Below are 19,039 nucleotides of genomic sequence, written 5' to 3'. Positions count from 1 at the left end.
CTGCTTGTGCGTAGCACTGGGGTGGGGGCAAGTGGCTTGTCAGGTGAGTGAAACAGGTGTGGCATGAACTCTAAATTTCGCCTTCTTCTACGTCGCTGCCGACGATGTCGGCGATCAGGTCGGACAATTCTCGGACCGTTGGATGGTTGAATACGTCACGTATGGAGATCTCTACTGACATTTCTCGACGAATCGAGTTAGTAAGCCGCACGGCCGTGAGCGAGTCGGCACCGATGGTGAAGAAGTCATCGTCGATGCTGATCTCCTTGGGCCCGAGGAGTTCTTGCAAGATGGTAATGATACCCGAATCTCGGTGATTACGAGAGCGTTCCCTTGTTTGTGGTTGTTCAAAGGTTTTTCCTTCTAAACTCTTGCGATCAATCTTGCCGTTCCAAGACCGTGGTAGCCCATCAATGCGTGATATCACGCGTGGACGCATATAGGCAGGGAGAGACTCGGCGAGGTGGTTATTGAGTGCTGCCATGTTAAAGCCCTCATGCGTAACAACGTAGAGAACAATGCCATGGTCGTTGACAGCGACGCAATCGCGGAGTTCGTTGAATTTTCGTGCTGTTGACTCGATCTCACCGAGTTCGATGCGGTAGCCGTTGACCTTAACCTGACCGTCCTCGCGCCCCAGGAAGATGATGTGACCAAGGTGATTGTAGAGGGCCTTGTCGCCCGTGCGGTACATTCGTTCGCCGGTGCGGGGGTGGGTGATGAATGATGCTGCGGTCTTCTCTGGGTCCTTCCAGTACCCCATGGCCAGGCCACGTCCGGCAATGTAAAGGTCTCCCGGCACATGCGTGGGTCGGGGGTTCAGGGCCTCATCGAGGATGTACATTCGCTGATTTGCCAGCGGCGTTCCATAGGGAATGCTGGTACGCGAGGCATCATCGACGCCTACCTCGTACCAGTTTGACCATATCGATGCCTCGGTAGCACCCCCAGCAGCGAAAACTGTGCAGTCCCGGAAGAGGGTGCTGACCTGGTAAGCGATATTTACAGGTATCCAATCTCCGCTGAGTAGTGCCGACCGTACGGAGGAACCAATGAGGCTCCGTTCGCGGAGGTGTTCCACGTACATCGAAAAAAGTGCTGGCACAGAGTTCCACAGCGTCACCGAGTGCGTAGTTACGGCATCTGCCCAGCACTGCGGATCACGTTTGTCTGCTGGAGATGGCAACACCAAGGTAGCACCCCGCGCGAACATCCCGAAGATGTCGTATACCGATAGATCGAAGTTTAGCTCTGAAATCCCCAATATCCGGTCGGTCGGAGTCACCCCGAGGCGTTCGTTGACATCGACAATCGTATTGACCGCCGACTCGTGGGTGATGGCTACTCCTTTGGGAGTGCCCGTCGTACCAGACGTGTAGATGACGTACGCAAGCGAGCTGGGTGTCGGACTCGATTCGCTTAAGGCCTGGTCACCTGGCCGATGCCGGGCGACATCGGCCAGAGTGATGACTGTGCAGTGCTCGGCTAACGCAGCGAAATCATCGTCCGGATGGTCCATCGCAACAATGGATGCACCCGCATCGTTGATGATGGAAGTGTTACGCCCCACCGGTTGGTCCACGCTCAGCGGCAAGTAGGCGCATCCGGCCTTCATTGCGCCTAGTACCGCTGCGATCTGTTGTGCGGACTTTTCCATCATGATGCCAACGAGATCACCAGGCGCCGGGTCAGTTGCAGCAATAAGCTGGGCCCACTTATCCGACTGCTCATTGAGTTGCTCGTATGTCCATTGCGTGGTGGCGTCTATCACCGCGAGGTTGTCACCATGCTCGGCAAGTCCCTTCTGATACAGCCCCAGTAGGCTCTTATCCGCTCCGGGGAGTTCCCGGTCTGTGTCGTTGATTCGATCTGCGGTGGGCGCGTTGGTCGTCGGAGCTATGGTACTGGTGGGCGCGTTCCAGAGTTCAGGGGACTCTGCGAGGTGCGAGAGAGTGGCTGTAAGGCTGGTGAAAAGCTCCGCCACCATGTCGTCGGGGAAGATCGCCTCGACCGCGTCCATATTCAGCATCAGGCCACCATCGTGTTCATAGACCTGGAGGTCCATCCATACCTGTGGCGTCTGCGATAGGCCATGATCGATTACGCCCAGGTAAGGACTCTGATCTGACTCGGGGTGCTCCACGACGCCCAGGCCACACGTGAAGACCACCGGCATGGTTACCCGAGCACCGCGTTGCTTAGTAAGCATTCGCTGCACCGACACGCCGGAGACACTGCCGTGATCGAGATTGCTGAACATGCGCCTGTGTAGCGCTGCAGCGCGGTCCCGGAACGATGGTGCACACTGGGTATCCACGCTGAGAATAGATAGGCTGGTGAAGTCGCCAACTATGTGGTCAACCTCGGGGGCGAACCGAGTGCGGTCGAACCGGGTCAGGTTGATGCTAAGTCGCGGCTCATCGCTGTACCTCGCTAGGACTTCGGCGTATACCTCGGCTAGGAATACGGCTTCGGTCATCCCCTCCTCACGTACCCGTTGCTTAATCCGGCGCCACTTCGCAGCGTCCACCAGGGCGTGGTGGCGGCAAAACTGCGAGGTATTAGCGCCGTTTGTGTCGGTCACCGGCAACTGCGGTGCAGGATAAATAGTATCCACTGCCGATTCCCAATAGGCTTGGTCACGCTTATGGATGTCGCTGTGTGACAGTTCAATCGTGGCTTCGACATAGTCTTTAAATGAATAGGGGATTGCCGGATCGAGACTGTCTACGCCGTGGTCGTAGGCCTGCTTCCACTCACGGAAAATGTGGAACATGCTCCAGCCGTCGATAAACAAGTTATCGAAACTTAAAAGCAGTCGACCCGCGTCGGGCTCGGCTACGTAGCGCACGTCAAAGCATGGCCACTGAGTGGGATCAAACTTCTGGCGGGACATTTCCTCTCGGATTTCATCGAGAGTATCCTCATTGTCGGCGTTGCCGGAGCGAATGAGGGCAATGCGGTAGCGTGGTACTTCGGGCAACACACGCTGACTCAATCCGTCCTCACACACGACGGTGCGCAGCATGGGATGGCGTTTAATCAGGGCATTGAACGCGTCTTCCACTCGCTCCGGGTCTAGGCAGGCAGTGGACATTTCAAAGTAACAGTGGCTGGAAACGTCGCCGAGTTCGATGGCTCCAGAGCTGCCGATGAGATAGGACTGCTGCACCTCAGTCAGCGGGAACGGAGCGTACTGTTCAGACCCGTGAACAATCTTGGGAAGATCCGATTGCTGGTGGGGGACTTCGGCTATCTGGTCAATTCGGGCGGCCATGTCGCGCAGCAACGGAACGTCAAAGATATTCTCTAACGGAAATTCCACGCCAAAACACTGTTCGATGGTACGGCGCAGGCGTGTTGCTGTGAGAGAATCACCACCCAAGCGAAAGTAGTCTGAGTTCACGTTGGAGCTGGTGTGCAGCAGCTCATCCCAGATATCGATGAGCCGTTTCTCGGTGGCGGTGTGCGGAAGTTCGGTGACAGCGGGCTCGTTGTCGAAGTATTCCGGCACTAATGCTGTGAGCGCTTTGCGGTCAATCTTGCCGTTGCTGGTGAGTGGAAACTTCGCTAGCTCCAGGATGCGTTTCGGTAGCATGTACTCCGGAAGGCGGGTGGCCAGTAGGTTTGTAGCCTTGGCATAGTCAGAATCGCATAGTGTGACCGATTCGTTGGAACTAGCGCGTTCGGCGATGATAAGCGCCGTCGTTTTAGTGATCTCTACATGCTCTACAGGTTTCCACCCAGTGCGCTGCAGGATTTCTTTCCAGCTGCGGGCGCTGAGTAGTACTGTACCGGTTTCGGCCCGAGCGTCCGTGGTATTGTTGGCAATAAATGCGGCGGTGATATCGGACATCGGGGAGGGGGCAGTGGGCTCTACCACCACCATCGTTGCTCCAGGGGCGCTGAGGCCCCAGGCCTCACAGAGCGTTTTCTCGATGTCCTCGCTCTGGTGCAGCGTCTGGTTGCACAGCACCAAGTCCGCCTTCGTCACTGCCTCCCCAGGAGTCGGTTGGGGCGTGCTAGTGACTCCGAGCTGGCGGTACGTGAAGGTGTTACCAACACGTTGTCCGGCATGTTCGAGGTGATGACGATAGGGATCAGCGAGCACGTATGCGCTCGTCCCCGCGATAGCCGCGTAGTCCGCAGAGGCCTCGGGCCGGCGTGACCCGATCTCAAGAATCTTGAGCTCGCTGGTTGAGTGGGTACTGCATTCACGCACAACCGCGCCGAGGACCCGGTGAACCAACCGACCCAACGGACGGGTTGCGAGGAATTGCTCCACCGACATCGAATCTGGGCTTTGGATGAACTCAGCGATACTGCGCTGCTTCTCCGCCATTACGAAGGCTTGCTCGAAGGGGGTGACAAAACGCTCTAACGCGCCGAACGACTCGTCGTCTAGAAGCAAGTCTGCGGTAGCCGGGTGTTCATCTGCTTTGCCTAGCCATGTCTGCCAGCGATTACGGTGTTCGCGGAGGTGGTTTGGGGTCCCCACGCCGGTGAGTTGCTCCTCCCAGCGTCGCATCACTGAGAAGGCATATGCGGTCTGTAAATGCTCATCGTGCTCGACGGACGTGCGGATGTCGCCCTCGGTCAGCACGTCGTTGACTTTGGCGCGCAATGACGTCGCAAACTGCTCCGGAGTAGTTCGGGCAACATGTGACGGTGTGAACTGAGCAAACGTAACCAAAGATGGTGACGATGATGCACCTTGGTGCGTGATACACACGGCACGCTCTATTGGCAGCAACGCTTCACACGCGGACTCGATCTCGCCGAGTTCGATGCGGTGGCCACGAACTTTGACTTGGTTATCCGAGCGGCCTAAAAACTCGATCGTCCCATCGGCCCAGAACCGGCCCATATCGCCTGTGCGGTACCAACGTGAGTCCTCCGAGATTACGAACTTAGTTTCGGTGAGTCCGGGGTCGCCGACATATTGTGTAGCTACGCCCAGGCCGCCAATCCACAGCTCCCCCACAGAATAATCGGGACAGTCCTGGCCATTGCTGGACACCACCCGGTACATCTGTTTGGCAAGCGGCCGACCATAGGGAATTGAGGTCCACTCGGGTGACACTACATCGAGGTCGAGACCATTGGACCAGATAGATGCCTCCGTCGCACCGCCCATAGCTAATAGGTGTGCCTGCGGGGTAACCGTGCGCATGCGCTCAGGCAGGCTGGTATCAATCCAGTCGCCAGATAGCAGAACATGGCGTATGCTGCTGAGCTTGCCCGGTGTCCGATCAGCCGCAGATAAAAGCATCTCAAACAAAGTAGGCACCGAATTCCAGATAGTTATGCCTAAACTATCCACCAGCGATACCCACTTCTTGGCGTCGCGGCGCGCATCATCTGGGATGGTTACCAGTTCGCCGCCAGCAGAAAGGAGCCCGAAGGCGTCGTACACCGAGAGATCGAAATCAAAGGAAGATACGCTTAGTAGGCGGTCTGTCGGACCAACGCCCAGGCGACGGTTGATCTCGCTAATGGTGTTCCATGCAGCACCGTGGCAAATCTCGACTCCTTTTGGTGTTCCAGTGGTCCCAGAGGTGTAGATTACATAGGCTGGGTCTTGTGGATGCAGCTGCGGAAGATTGGCTGTGCCGGTAGCGCTCGTGAAATCTACTACCTGAACTGCAGTTTCGCTCAGAACCTTATCGGGTCGGTCAGTAATCAGATGCGTTACTTGGCTTGCCCCCAAGAGAGCGGCAATACGAGATTCCGGTTGCTGTAGACTCACCGGTACATATGCTCCGCCCGCCATCATCGCGGCTAGCGCACCAATAATCTGGCGAGGACCACGCTCCACCATCACTGCAATCAAAGCGCCTCGCCCAACCCCGGAATTCACCAAAGCAGAGGCGATGGTGGTGGCTTGCTCTTCCAAATCTTGGTAGGTAATAACGTCGCCGCTTGCACTGCGAATGGCCGTGGCCTGGGGGTGGCACCGTGCAGCGGCAATCACCTCATCGACAAGGGTGGTGTCAGGCAGCCGCCAAGAGGCAACTTCGGCACGTGACGCTCGACGGGCCTGCGCTCCTGGGCTCTCTACCGGGTCTGAATGCGAGAGATCGTCGGTGATTGCCTTGTCAATCTCCATCACTAGGGTGGCGAAGAGATCGTCCAGCATCTTCTCGGGGAACAACTGTTCAACTGCGTCGCAGACGATTAGGAAGCCGTTGACGGTGGTGAAGACTTGGAGGTCAATCCACACCTGGGGGGTCTGGGAGATCATGTAGCTAATCTCTCCGAAGGTATCTATAAACTCTTGGCCAACCAGTGGGTCTCCCAGGTTGCAGGAGAACACCACGGGAGCCAAAACTTGCTCACCTCTGGAAGCACGTAGGTCTCGCAGCACCCGCACCGCCGAATACTGTGAATGTGACGAATCCTCATAGAAAGAGGCCTGTATATCCTTGAGGTCCTCGCTGAAAGTGCGGCGTGTGGACTGATCGATACTGGTGAGTGTCAGGGCGGTAAAGTCTGCGACGACATTCTTTATCGCTGTGTCTGAACCGCGGTTGAACAGAGGTACGGCCATGAGGAATTTTTTATTCTCGCTCCATTGGCCGATGGTGCGGGCGTAGGCGGTCAGCAACACCATTGCTGGGGTAGTAGCGTGGTGTTCACACACCTCACGCAAGCGCGACCAAGTTGCCGAATCGAATGATCGACTGCGGCGTACAAACCGGTGTGCTTGTTCCTCGTTGGTGCCGTGGCTCATCGGCAAGGTTGGGGCACCCGGCAACTCGGAGAGGCGATTGCGCCAGTATGCCTGGTCACGGTCGATATCGGCGACGCCTTCGCGAGCGTGTCCAGCGAGGTAGCGAGCGAAACTCCACGACGGGTCGGCGTCGGGGGCTTCACCGGTGGCGTAATGGTGGGCGAGGTCGTGCAAGATAATTTGGAAACTCTGCACATCGCACACAAGCAGGTCGATATCGAAGTGAATAACTGCTACATCCTGAGGGAGGAGGCTGACTTCTAAAGATACCACATGGCCGGTAGCTATGTCCAACAGTCGGTGCGAAAGGCGTTCGCGCGTGGATAGCAGAGCTTCTTCGCGCGTGGACTCGTCCATCTTGGTGAGGTCATGAACGAGGATGGTGGGGTGGGGCGGCTCTGGCAGCACATATTGCTTGCCATCTTCGGTGTAGCAGGCGCGCAACATCGGGTGGGAACGTAGTAGCGTCAGCCAGCTTTGTTGCAATCGGTCGATATTGATACTGCGGGATTCGACCTCTACGTAGCCGTGGGTGCCCACCCCGCCCAGTTGCTGCGAGGAATTGCGGCCAATCCAATAGGCGTATTGGACATCTGTGAGGTCAAAGGGTACGGAATCGTCGATGGGAGCGGCAAACCCATCTTTGGGGGACTCAATGGCGTCAGTGCTGTGGTTTGGTGTGGATTCTACAAGCATCTTCGCCCACTGCCTTACCGTTGGGGCGCGCATGAAATCTCCAAAGGAGACGCGGTGTCCCTGTTTCATCCAATCAGCGAGCAGACGGACTGTTGGAAGTGACTCCAGGCCGTGGGAGAGCAGGTTGTCGTCGATGCCGATTTCGGCATCTTCGCCGAGGATCTGGTGGAGCGAGGCGAGGAGTTCTTCGCGAATTTGTTCCTCTTTGATCATGGTCTTGTCCTCTCAGCTTTGTTCGGATTCACGGTCAGTAAATTGCGCTGCCGCGAGAGCACGCAGCTTTTTCTTGTCGACCTTGCCGATGTTGATCAGTGGAATTTCGTCGACAGTGATCACCTGGTCCGGCACCTTGTATCGGGCTACGCCTCGGGTGAGGAAATCATCCAGAATGGCGGAGCGGTTAACGCCTGGTTGGGCGACGATGGCTGCAACGGTGCGCTCTCCCAGTGCTCTATCTGGCATTGGGAAGACGGCTGCAGCACTAATGCCTGGAGTTCCAGACAAGAGTGTCTCGACCTCAGAAGGGGAGACGTTTTCGCCCAGGCGATTGATCTGTTCAACCACGCGCCCGCACAGCACCAGGTTGCCGTCCTCGGTAAGGTAGCCACGGTCACCGGTGCGGAAGAAACCATCCTCGGTGAAACAGTCCGGGGTATCGCGGTTTCCTTCGTAGCCGAAGAAAGTATAAGGGCCCTTTTCTAGTATCTCTCCCGGCTCGCCTCCCGGGCCATCGATTACCAACTCGTCAGCATCAGAGATGGGACGACCTTGCGTGCCAAGAATCACCGCTGGAGGGTCATCAATACGCGTGAACGTAGTGATGCCTTCACCCATGCCATAACCCTGGTGGATACGCACACCGAAACGATCCTGTATTGCCTCACCTAAGCCGTCGTTAAGCGCCGCTGCGCCAATGATAATTCGCTCCAAGGAAGAGAAATCTGCGGGAAACCACTCTGCGGCCTCCACCCACACCTGGGCTACCGCAGGAACTAGTGCAGTCAGCGTGACCCCGTGGGTCGCAATGGCCGGAAACGCCTCATCGAAGGCTGCGCTGGTGCACAGAACCACAGTGCCGCCCGAAAGCAAGGTGCCCAGAATCCCGGGCTGAGCTAAAGCGAAATCATGAGAGGTAGATAGAACCGCCAAGTATACCGTATCTGGCCCGACGCCGCAGCACTGTGCCGCCGCACGGGTGTTATATGCATACGCCTCATGTACCCGGGGAATTATTTTTGGCATGTTCGTGGTTCCGCCAGACAAAAGATTCAGCGCAACGCTGCGTGGATCCGGCCACTTAGTAGGCGGAGAACATTTGGTAGAAATCGGGGCAGTGAAGAGACCTGGCAGAACTCGGTACGAGGACTCCTTGTCGTGCGTGGGTCCGTTATCGGCCCACAGTTCTTTGAGTCCGAGCTCGCCGGGTCCCATAGCCTCTACCATGGCTACGGTGTCAAAACCGAGATGGTCGCGGCCACCGATATAAGCAACTGGGTGTAAAGACTCACACAACGCTGCAACTTCGGCCTCTCTATGCGCGGGAAGCAGCAGGGTTGGGATAGCACCCACGCGCATCAGCGCAAGCAGAGTCACCACATACGCTGCGGTGTTTGGCAGTTGCAGTAGCACGTGGTCTCCTGGCGAGAGGCCGCTTTCTCGTAGCTCCTCGGTGAACACACAAAGTGATTGCTCGAGTTGTGCGTAGGTCAGGTGTGCGTCGTCAGCGATGACAGCTACATGGTCCGAATAAATCTCGGATGATTCGAACAGTTCCTGGCACAGGCTTTTTCGGGCCAGGTGGCCGGTGCCTTCGTAATGCTTCAACACACTGTTGCGGTCGATATCGCGCCCTCTCATGCAAACTCCAAATCAATCGTGCCTGTGCCGGAACGGCAGGTGAGGCCGCCGTCGACACCAACGTGCTTACAAATGCTTAATGTCTTCTCACTGGCCGCAAAATCGATGTCGGTTATGTGGGTAATCCCGTTAGGATGCGGGGTGCTGCGATGGGTATCAATGGCAAAGGGGGTCACGAAAAGCGGGATCGCCCAGTCGTCGGGTGACAGACACCAGCAGGCGAGCCGTCTGCCAGCGGGATCCTTGCGGGAGAACGGGATTGTCAGGCTCTTGGTTTGATGAGAATCAAAAATCTCCTTTATGTGGTCAAATTCCTTGCGCTGCGCCTCCAGTACCACCCGTGAGTACCCCTGTGACATGGTGGCGAATCTGTCATAGGAGTCGACGAATTTTCCATTGCCAGTAAGGTGTAAAAGTTGGCGGAAAAACGGTGGTACGTCGGCTCGCTCTCGTATCTCCAGGTAGGGACCCTCGCAGAAATAAATAAGCGCGCTTGCAGCGTTTTTCTGTTGTCCTGGTTCAACGTCAAAGCCGCGCGAACGGAAGTAATTAATTGAGTTCTCTAGGTCGTCTGCTTTATAGATAATGTGTCCCACATTAGCCATTTCGTTGTTCCCTCTCCGTGAAGAACGGAAGTAGTGAGGGTACGTTCTCCTGTAGCAGGCAGGTGGCATGAGAACCGGCCACGGCATGTATCTGCAGGTTGCCGAGCACGGTCGCTGGCCAATCGATGTCTCCGCCTAGGCTCGGGTAAAAACCAGTTACACCTTCGGTAGGCTGCAGTACGACTACATCACCGAAATAGACATCGGGGACGTAGTCGATGGTTCCGAGTAACGAATGCCGGAAGACATCGTATAGGATGTCCAGCATCCCGCGAGTGGACTCGGAGTCTGTGTCGAATTCACGGATGCTTCGGTAGATGAGTTTGCGGCGCGCCCTGGGACTCAACACCGCCATCTTTTGGAAGAATTCCCCGATATCTGCGTATGGGCCTTCAAGGGTACACAGTTCTTCGTCACTGATATTGCGGTTGATGCCATCAAGGGTGTGCTCCAGGGCTGCTGCGAGGGTTTTGAGGTCGAAGTTCGCCCCCATTGCACTTAGGTCAGCGTTGAAAATGCACCCATAGGCGAGCTCACACAGCAGTTCATTAGTGACCCGGTGCGGGCACTGGTGGGTGCTGATGCAAGTTACCTGGCGCACGTCGCGGCCGAGTTCGGTGAGCGCCTTCGCGGTCTCCAGCGCTAACATACCGCCAATGCAGTAGCCGACCAACTGATAAGATTCCATATCCAACTCATCAAGTTCCTGGGCGTAGCTCTGGGCCAGATCCCTGATCAGCGTACGGGTTGTGTAGTCCAGGAATCGATCTGCGTCACCAGCGGTAAAACCAACGTGGGCAATCTCTGGCTGGCGTTGAAGCAGTTCGGGCATCAAGAACTCGTAGTCCTTCAGGCGGCCAGTGCCAGCGTGGATCATCACGCGGCAGAACGTTGCGTCCTTCGGCAATCGGTATACATGCAGATTTGAAGACCCAGTTGGAGAGCCACTGGCTACAGTAGACAGAGCAGTCAGTTCAGGGGAGGTATGATTAGCAGAATTAACGGCTTTTAATGCTTCGGGTTGACAGCTACTTCCTGCAGCCTGTGCTAGCGCGGAAATGCCTGCGATGGTTGGCACCTTGAGTACGCCACGCATAAGGGCGTCCCACGTGTGCTGCTGTAGGCCAGGTATTTCTTGGCGGAGCCGGGTTACCGTTTCGGCCATGAGCAGTGAGTCACCCCCAAGCGCATAGAAGTCATCATTGCGCCCAACCTCCGTGGTGTCGAGGACATCGCGCCAGATAGTCGCTATCTGCTCTTCCGTTTCGTTGCGTGGAGGATCGATCCGGTTGTTGGGGCTTCCCACCGGTTCTAAGCAGAGTTGCGCTAGGGCCTTGCGGTCTACCTTGCCATTTGAGGTTAACGGCAATTCCGGTAGTACATTGACGGAAGCCGGAACCATGTAACCCGGTAGGTGAGCACGCAGGTAGCCCAGAATGTCTTCACTGTTGAGCGTGGGGACATCGTCGTCATCGGCACCAACGATGATGAGTCGTTGCCCGCATTCGCGCAACGGGTCACTAGTGTTTGGGTACTCCGCGATGCGGTGCATCTGGGTATCCCTGAAGACCTGATCCCACTGCGCGTCCTCGATGAACACCTTGTGTGATTCCGCACGGTGGTCCGTGAAATCAACCAGATTCATCTTGATGGACACCGAGATAAGGGCTGCGTAAAGTTCAGTGATCGGCTCTACTATGACGATCACGCCCCCGGGGCGGCGCAGCTGCTTTAAGCGGGTGAATGACTCCTCGATATTTACTGAATTATGCAGTACGTTGGCGCACAAAATGATGTCGTAACCGCCGAACTCTACATCTTGCGATGTGCAGTCTGAGTTCATATCAAACAGGCCATAGGTCATGGCACCACAATGCGCGAACATTTTTTGGGCTTTATGTAGGAAGAATGTCGAAATATCGGTGAAGCGGTATTCGATTACGTTCTCGGGGAGTCGGCTAACAATTTTTTCCGTCGTAGCACCTATGCCAGCGCCGACCTCGAGGATCCTTACCGGATGATCAGCGTGGTGCTCGGCAATGCCGATCACTGCCTCTGCGGCCGCAGCATTCATCGCCTTGCTAATGCGGTTTTCGCCGTAAATGGTGCGGGCGTTATGGGTATCTCCCTCCGGGAAGAACACCTCGGTGGGACTGATCTCTCCGCGCAACTGGGAAAGAAGCGCCTCAGCTGCGTGCCGTTGGTAATTGAATAATTCCTTACTGTTATTGATTTCCGCTTCCATGTTGCCGAACTGATCCCAGGCCTCTCCGAACACGAAGAAGTCCAGGGTCTGTTGGCTGACAGTCCAACCCTCATCATCCTTAGTGGCTAAGCCTTCTCCAGTCAGAATATTGAGCCAACGGGTTATGAGTTCGCGATACTCTTCGGAGGGATGGATCGCCGCGGTGATTTCCGTAAGAGTGTGGTATTTTCCTGCAACGAGGAAAACACCGGCTTGTTGGAAAGCCGCGAGCAAAGCAGCCATCGCGGCTTCGTTTCCCAGCCGCATCCATGTGGCAAATATTCCCGTGTCAAGGCTCGTATCTGCAGGTGTCCAGCGCTGCTCAAGCATTGTACGGAGCTCCGAGTTTCTGATTTGCCCAGCATCCTTGAGCTCATCTTTGTCGCTCTGTGCATCAGTGACGAAAGCATGTAGTTTAATTGGGTCACTGGTTTCCTGGGTGAGTACTATAGCGCGTTCGACGAAGTCGTTGGATTCGAGGACTCCTTCTATCTCGCCGGTTTCCACTCGATAGCCGTTGATTTTTAGTTGATTGTCCCGACGGCCGTGAAACTCGATTACGCCGTCTGGGCGGTAGCTTCCTATATCCCCGGTAGCGTACATACGTGTGCCATGCTTTTCGGAAAAGAAAAATTTCTCTGCTGTGGAGGTTGGATCGTTGAGGTAACCGGTGGCTAGGCTTTCCCCGGAAATATGGATTTGCCCTCGCACCCAGTCCGGACACTCATTGCAGGCCTCGTCGAGCACCCACATTCCTTGGTTGGGTAACGCGGTACCATATGGTATGCTAGTTTCATTTGTGTGACAGGTCATCGGGTGGAAAATCGACCATATTCCGCCCTCCGTGGCGCCGCCGAGGCTGATGAGTTCAGCATTAGGGAAGTGGGGTGCAGCATGCGCTGGGAGAGTGCCCGGGATCCTGTCTCCGGACAGCATAACCAGGTCTAGGCTGAGGATGTTCGGGTGACGGGTCACCTCTACCTCTCGCACAAGCATTTGGAACAGTGCAGGAACAGAGTTCCAGGTATCGACGTTGTTATCAACAAGGAAATCGATCCATTTGCTGGGGTTTCGCGATTCCTCGTCTAACGGCAGGACCAAAGTGCCACCGCTTGCGAAGGTACCGAAGATGTCATACACGGATAAGTCAAAGGATAACTTCGATACCCCCAATACCGTGCGTCTTTTATTTCGGCCGAGGAGATTGTTCACGCTATCTATGGTGTTCATTGCAGCCGAGTGCGTAACGACAACACCTTTTGGAATTCCGGTGCTGCCTGAGGTGAAGATGATGTAGGCGGTTTCGGTGGGGGAAACCGGTGAGGCTATGGTGCCACTGTACTGTATCGGGCTGAGAGTATCGACGTTGATGTTGGAGATATCGGTATTTTCTTCGGAGAAATGAGAATTAGTGATGACGTTGGCAGGACGACACGCTTCTATCATTGAACGTTGGCGGATTGCGGGTTGCTCGTGATCGATCGGCACGTAGGCTGCACCAGTTGATACCACGGCAACAGCGGCAGCTATTTGCCATACTCCGTTACCTAGGACGATGGCAATGTAATCTCCGGGACCGACATCAGAGAGCTCATGCTGTAATGCCCCGACGTAGCCAGCCAGATGTTGGTAGCTGTAGGTTTTTCCGCCACACACCAGCGCTGGCTGGTGTGGGTGCTGCTGGACGTTATCCCAAAACCCGTCGTGGAGGCATCGGGTGGTCTGCTGTACGTGGGTTTTGTGAATGCGGTTACGGATGGCGATCGTCTTATCGGGCAAGTGGACTGAATCAGTTTCCTGCCACGCCGAACCGTCGTCGACCAGGCGATCGAGTAGGTCGGTAAATGACTCCCACATGTCGTCGATCAACGCCGGTTCAAAGACGTCCTCTCGCACGTCCCAGTTGACGTTGCAAGAGCCTCCGTCCTGGAATGCCTGACAGTCAATCCATACCTGCGGCGTTCGGCTTACGCCGGAGACAAGGTTGTAGGCCGGACCATTGTTGTGCGGTGTGTCTGCACCCAACGCGCTGGTGAATACTACCGGGATTACCGCGGGCTGCCCGGTAGTGCGGGCTATATCGCGCAACACGTCAACCCCGGAATACGCAGCGTGTGATAGCTCTTCGGATAGCTGCTCCTGGGTTGCGTGCACGCGCTCACTAAAGGTTCCAGTGTGCGGATGGCAAGCATGTAGGGTCATCTCGGTAAAGTCTCCGATAGTACGGTTGATTCCGGCAATGGCAGAATCTCGGTTCATCGAAGTGACATTGACGCAAAAGTCACTTGTGGAGGACCAACGGCGCAGTACATCGGCGTAGGCGGTAAGTAGCGTCGCCGAAGGAGTGACGCCGTGAGTGCTTGCTGCGTCGGTGAGCTTTGACCATGCTGCTGGCGAGCATCGCCAGGTACGCCGGGTGAAACGCACCGGCATTTCGGATGTGCGATCGGCTGAGGTCAGCGTCGGCAGTAAGGGTTTGCCGGACAACGAGGGGATGATCTCGGACCAGTACTTTTTTGCATTGGTGCGTGCAGCGAAGCCAGCGGCACTCTGGCTGTGGTGGTTACGGGAGGTGATTATATCCCGAAACGTGGTGTCCTCTAGTTCCGGTAGAACGTTACCTGCGTAGAGAGTTAGAAGTTCCTCGACCATCACCCTCACGCTTACAAAGTCGGCGATGATCATGTCCACCGAAAACTGTAGGATGCTGCATTCGTCAAATTGCAAAAGCTGGAATTCGTGCAGTGGCCAGGTGCCCAACGGGTAGCTACGGTTTTCCAATTTTGCGCGGTGACGAAGATACTCGGCGTCCGGGACATCTGGGTTGTGGCCCGCGAGGTCTACAGCTTGTAGCACCGGCAAACTGCGAGATTTAACCACCTGCAGCGAATCCGGTGGAACGACCACTGCAGAGAGCATGTCATGGCGCTGGATGAGTTCGTGCCAGGCCTGTTCAAGGCGGCTGCGATCAAGGCGTTCCGTTCGTATTTCGGCGTAGCTGTGGCACCCGGTGCCACCCAGATCATAGCCTTCGTTCTGACCGGTTGCGTATGCGCGCTGAATATCGGTCATGGGGAAGGGGGCGAACCGTGCTTGCTCATCATGCGGAACGGCCTCCCGCTCACGCAACCATGCCAAAACCTTTTCCTTATTTGACCTTAAGGCCGCGAGGTCTTCCTCGCGCAAGGAACCCTTGGGTGAACGGTAGTTGAGTCGATCGCCGTTCACCCATAGCGCTATACCGCGGGATTCAAGGTCGTTAATCAGCGCTGTGACATCCATGTTATCTCTCCTGTGTTCCGGTGGTTGGGGTTGTTTCGCTCAATGGGGGAGGTATGAGACTCCCCCAGCGGCCACATCAGACTCTCGAGACTGAGTGGTTCGGCATGCATAGCTGCTTGGACGGTACATGTGGGACCCAGTAATTGTCCGGTGCGCGCCCAGACTGCGCACAATGCCAGGAGGTATTCGGCTTCTTGCGCTTCGTTCTTGGAGCACGCCAACTTGTCATATACTTCGTTTAGAAACTCCGCAATGCCTGCAGGCCAGGTATGGTCGTAGAGGGCGACACGGGTAACGCACGGCTCGATAAGGAGATTCTCATGCAACTGTAGAGTGCTCAAACGATCATCGGCAGCAGTGCTTAGCAAGCCAGCTTGATCTCGTGGGATTGGGGTGTTTGGGTGCCAGATGATGGTTCCGTCAGTCTCGGTGAGCACCAGATTTCCGGCGTGCGTGAAAACAGTTATTCGATGCCCCACGTGAGCGAAATCGTCTGGCTTTTCTGGGTCGTTGTGATTAACCACGCGCAAGCAGAGCGGGGTTTTGCGTATCGAACCGGTGAGCGTAGTGAATATTCCGGTAACTTGGGTGTCGTCATCAAAGCTCCATGGGGTAAAACCGCCGGTAATCCTTCCGATGATATCGAGCGTTGAGAATAGAAAATGAATGCTACATTCGGCGTCTATGTGGATGATTTTGAACTGCCTGGTTAGTGTTGTTGCGATTTCCAAGTACCGGGATATGGTTGGATTCCAGCGGTAGAAGGTGTTGAGCTTGAACTGCACGTTATTTTTCGCTGCCATCCGGTAGCAATCTACAGAGTCTTTCTTGTGGATCGGGTGCTCCATCACTACATGCTTGCCACGGCTTAAAAACTCTAGGGCGAGCTGCGTGCCGGAACCGCCAACGACGCTAGATCTGACCACCACACAGGCAAGATCAAAAGCGGGGAGATCTTCGATCTTGGTACACAGAGGTACGCCTAGCTGCTCTGCCAGCCGGCGCGACTGTTCGCTGCCCTGAGATAGGATTGCTACCAGCGAAAATTTATCCGCAAGCTTTTTTATCCCGTTGATGTATATACGGCCAAATGTTGTGCCGCATACGACGACGCGTACAGTGTTCATGCGACGGGCCTTTCTAGGTTCTGAGCCGAAATACCGGGGTTTTTAAATGAAGCCTGCATCGTCGTCATCACTCCATTGAGGTGCGTCGGTAGTTGCTGTAGGGCCGACGATTTTAATGTCGACGTTGTAAGAGGCCAGTGACGAGAGGACAGTTTGAGGGGCCGGCAGCTCATAGCCCCATTTCGGCCCGGTTAGTAGTTCGTCGCGGATAACGCTTTTTGTCGCTTCCGCAACAAAAAGAGCGGTGATGAAGGTGGAGTCCGGTGCGTGGACACTGCCTGAGACGCGAACAGGGCGGCCCCGTAGGGTGCCGTGGACAGTGGCTTGGATGGCAAACCAGTGGTTCTTTCCGGCATCGAGTTTGGTCTTCGCTGCAGCTATGTCTGCGCACAAATTCATGAGCGTGGTTGGGTCTGATATGTCGGTTTGTGAGAGCGCACGTAAAAGTAACTGCTGGGTGTCCCGGTCCGGTATGGCCGTGACCCCTATGAGGCGCGGAATAGAGAAATCTTGGGCCACCTTGCGTAGCTCGTTGGTGACGAACGGGCTTGCTATGAGTCCGTCATCGCTTGGGAAAGGTTCCAGATCTTCAGCGTGGATGCTCCCAGGTTGGTAAGCCACGAGGTCGCCGTCGACAATCATCTTCCCAGGATGTCCGTAGGAGTTGTGGGTACTTAGCACCACATCGACCAGACCCGACAGCCCGCCCCGGTCGCGTCCACCAGTGCAGAGAGTTACCGATTGACAGTCGTCGATTAGGCCCGCCAGGTGGCGTAGTAATAGACCGCTGAGACCGGGGGTAGCGCCGGCGTTGACCACGCACGGACGGTTGGTGGGATAGTTGTCGAATGAGTTGGCTCCGAACGGGTCTATATAGCCCGCTGAGTCTGGTAGTGCCGACGCTACTGAGGTCTTGAGAAGACATGACGGTCCGGCGCAGTTGACGACGACATCAAGGTCACGGGAAAATTTGTTGACAGATTCCTCGTCGTGAGCGTCAACGATAGCGGTGCGCTCATCTGATGTGTGGTGAGACCGATTCCCGCAGTTCACCATATGTCCGCTAGCGCGCAACAGTGCGGCTACTTGGCGGCCTACTTCGCCATGCGAACCGAGAACCCCCACTCTTGCCGTCTCTCCTGTGCGAACCACTCAATGTCCTTTTCTTAGCGAGCACATAACGCCAGATAGCGCCTGTTTAGGTTAGGCTACCCTGCGCGGCAATGAGTTGCAATAGATAGAGGGTAAAACGGCTCTTCCCAATCTAGAGTGCGTAGCAACATAGCTACCTGGCTGGGGGTAGGGGTCGTTGGGCCGGGTCAAAAGGATAGGCAGGGGGTGTTTTGGTGGTGTCGTGGCATAGCAAGAGGCCCTAGACGGTGCAGGACCTGACCCCCATTTGGTGGACACCTGATATCCAGCCTAGTCGGGCTGGCAAGATTGGCAATCTACCACCATGTCCAGGTACTCCGAACAGTTCAAACGCGATGCCGTAGCCCTCTATGAGAACAATGAGGACCTCTCGTTGAATTCAGCATCAGCAGAGCTCGGCATCAATCGAGCCTCGCTACATTTATGGGTCAAAAAGTACGGCACCGGCAAACGTGTCCGCATAAAAGCCGTGCACGATCAATCCCAGGCGACGACTGATTCTGAGCAAATCCGCCAGTGAGACAAAAGAGAACGCGATATTCTGCGTAAGGCTGCTAAATATTTTGCTTCAAGCAGACTCACGGGAGTTCTGCTGCCAGTGTGTCTATGACCACCGAATAGAGTACTCGGCTCACGCGGATGTGCCACGTTGTAAAGCTCAATCGTTCCTCGTTCTATACACGGGTCAGCACCCGTAAAACTGCAGGTTAAAAATGTATTCTGAGGCCGTTATTGGCGCAAGGATTGTTGCGACCGGCTATTTGGTAGCAGTGTTGTGCTTGGGCCTGACTCCTGAGGTATCCACTTTCCGGGGTCAGGCCCATAAACGTCATCGTTGCGACGAACTCAAGAATTTAGCGAGCTTTTGTATGCTGCCCCGGTAGAAAGGCGCGGAGAAGCTGGTCTGGATCTTTCGAGGCTATGAGCCAGTATGGGGTGTCATCTTCAGGATCATTGAGAACCATCATGGCGTGCTCATCAATCCAGGCATGCGAGACCAAGAACGCGGCCGGATCGAATTGCGGGCCCAGTGCGTTATGGCGCGCAGACTTTGGAACGGTAATCGAACGAGAGACAACCTCATTGGGTAGCTGTGCGTCTTTGACGAGCAGCCACCGCGTGCCATCTTCATCTTGTTCTACTTGCACAACGGTCCCAGACCACGTGATGAGCACCCAGATAGCGATGGCTCCGAGCAGGACCGCGGGAATGATGGTCCACCACACAGAGCGGTTGAGTCCGGCCGTAGCTGAGGTTAAAGCCACAACGATTGCTGCAAAAATCCAGAAGTACCACGGCACCCATTGGCGTTCGCGATACAACACTTTCGGGTCAGCGGGTT

The 19,039-nt window shown here is 55.6% G+C and carries 8 protein-coding genes and 1 pseudogene; 1 reads left to right on the top strand and 8 read right to left on the bottom strand.

Features of this window, described 5'->3' with window-relative positions:
- Positions 1-70 precede the first annotated feature (70 nt).
- The 7 genes and pseudogenes from ACP8IT_RS07110 to ACP8IT_RS07080 form a co-directional block, all read right to left on the bottom strand.
- Positions 71-7,642, bottom strand: coding sequence for a non-ribosomal peptide synthetase (locus tag ACP8IT_RS07110; RefSeq protein WP_070684482.1), 7,572 nt, complete (start codon positions 7,640-7,642; stop codon positions 71-73).
- Positions 7,643-7,654: 12 nt separating this feature from the next.
- Positions 7,655-9,286 carry an AMP-binding protein gene (locus tag ACP8IT_RS07105; RefSeq protein ID WP_014303368.1) on the bottom strand — a complete coding sequence of 544 codons (1,632 nt, stop codon included), beginning with the start codon at positions 9,284-9,286 and terminating at the stop codon, positions 7,655-7,657.
- A complete protein-coding gene (locus ACP8IT_RS07100; RefSeq protein WP_014303369.1) occupies positions 9,283-9,891 on the bottom strand; it encodes a VOC family protein in 609 nt (202 codons plus the stop codon). The genes ACP8IT_RS07105 and ACP8IT_RS07100 overlap by 4 nt, the downstream gene beginning before the upstream one ends.
- Positions 9,884-15,418: an amino acid adenylation domain-containing protein gene (locus tag ACP8IT_RS07095; RefSeq protein ID WP_490289815.1), complete on the bottom strand. Its 5,535-nt coding sequence runs from the start codon at positions 15,416-15,418 to the stop codon at positions 9,884-9,886. The genes ACP8IT_RS07100 and ACP8IT_RS07095 overlap by 8 nt, the downstream gene beginning before the upstream one ends.
- Positions 15,400-16,545, bottom strand: coding sequence for a Gfo/Idh/MocA family oxidoreductase (locus ACP8IT_RS07090; protein ID WP_014303371.1), 1,146 nt, complete (start codon positions 16,543-16,545; stop codon positions 15,400-15,402). Before ACP8IT_RS07090 ends, ACP8IT_RS07095 begins: the two co-directional genes overlap by 19 nt.
- Positions 16,546-16,587: 42 nt before the next feature.
- The gene (locus ACP8IT_RS07085) at positions 16,588-17,187 is read right to left on the bottom strand and encodes a hypothetical protein (protein ID WP_232218841.1); all 600 of its coding nucleotides are present in this window, start codon (positions 17,185-17,187) and stop codon (positions 16,588-16,590) included.
- 291 nt (positions 17,188-17,478) lie between these two features.
- Positions 17,479-17,670, bottom strand: a pseudogene (locus ACP8IT_RS07080) (NAD-dependent epimerase/dehydratase family protein); the annotation flags it as partial.
- Between the two features lie 331 nt (positions 17,671-18,001).
- On the opposite strand from ACP8IT_RS07080, the gene ACP8IT_RS07075 reads away from it, so the two are divergent.
- Complete coding sequence (locus tag ACP8IT_RS07075) at positions 18,002-18,217, top strand: transposase (RefSeq protein ID WP_474898002.1); 216 nt, start codon at positions 18,002-18,004, stop codon at positions 18,215-18,217.
- A 334-nt stretch (positions 18,218-18,551) separates the two neighbouring features.
- Here ACP8IT_RS07075 and ACP8IT_RS07070 read toward each other — a convergent pair whose 3' ends face one another.
- Positions 18,552-19,022 (bottom strand): DUF3093 domain-containing protein, encoded by a 471-nt coding sequence (locus ACP8IT_RS07070; RefSeq protein ID WP_474902698.1) that lies wholly within the window; start codon positions 19,020-19,022, stop codon positions 18,552-18,554.
- Positions 19,023-19,039 lie beyond the last annotated feature (17 nt).

Source organism: Corynebacterium sp. LaCa_23 (assembly GCF_058182375.1).
This window is presented reverse-complemented; position numbering and strand designations above follow the sequence as displayed.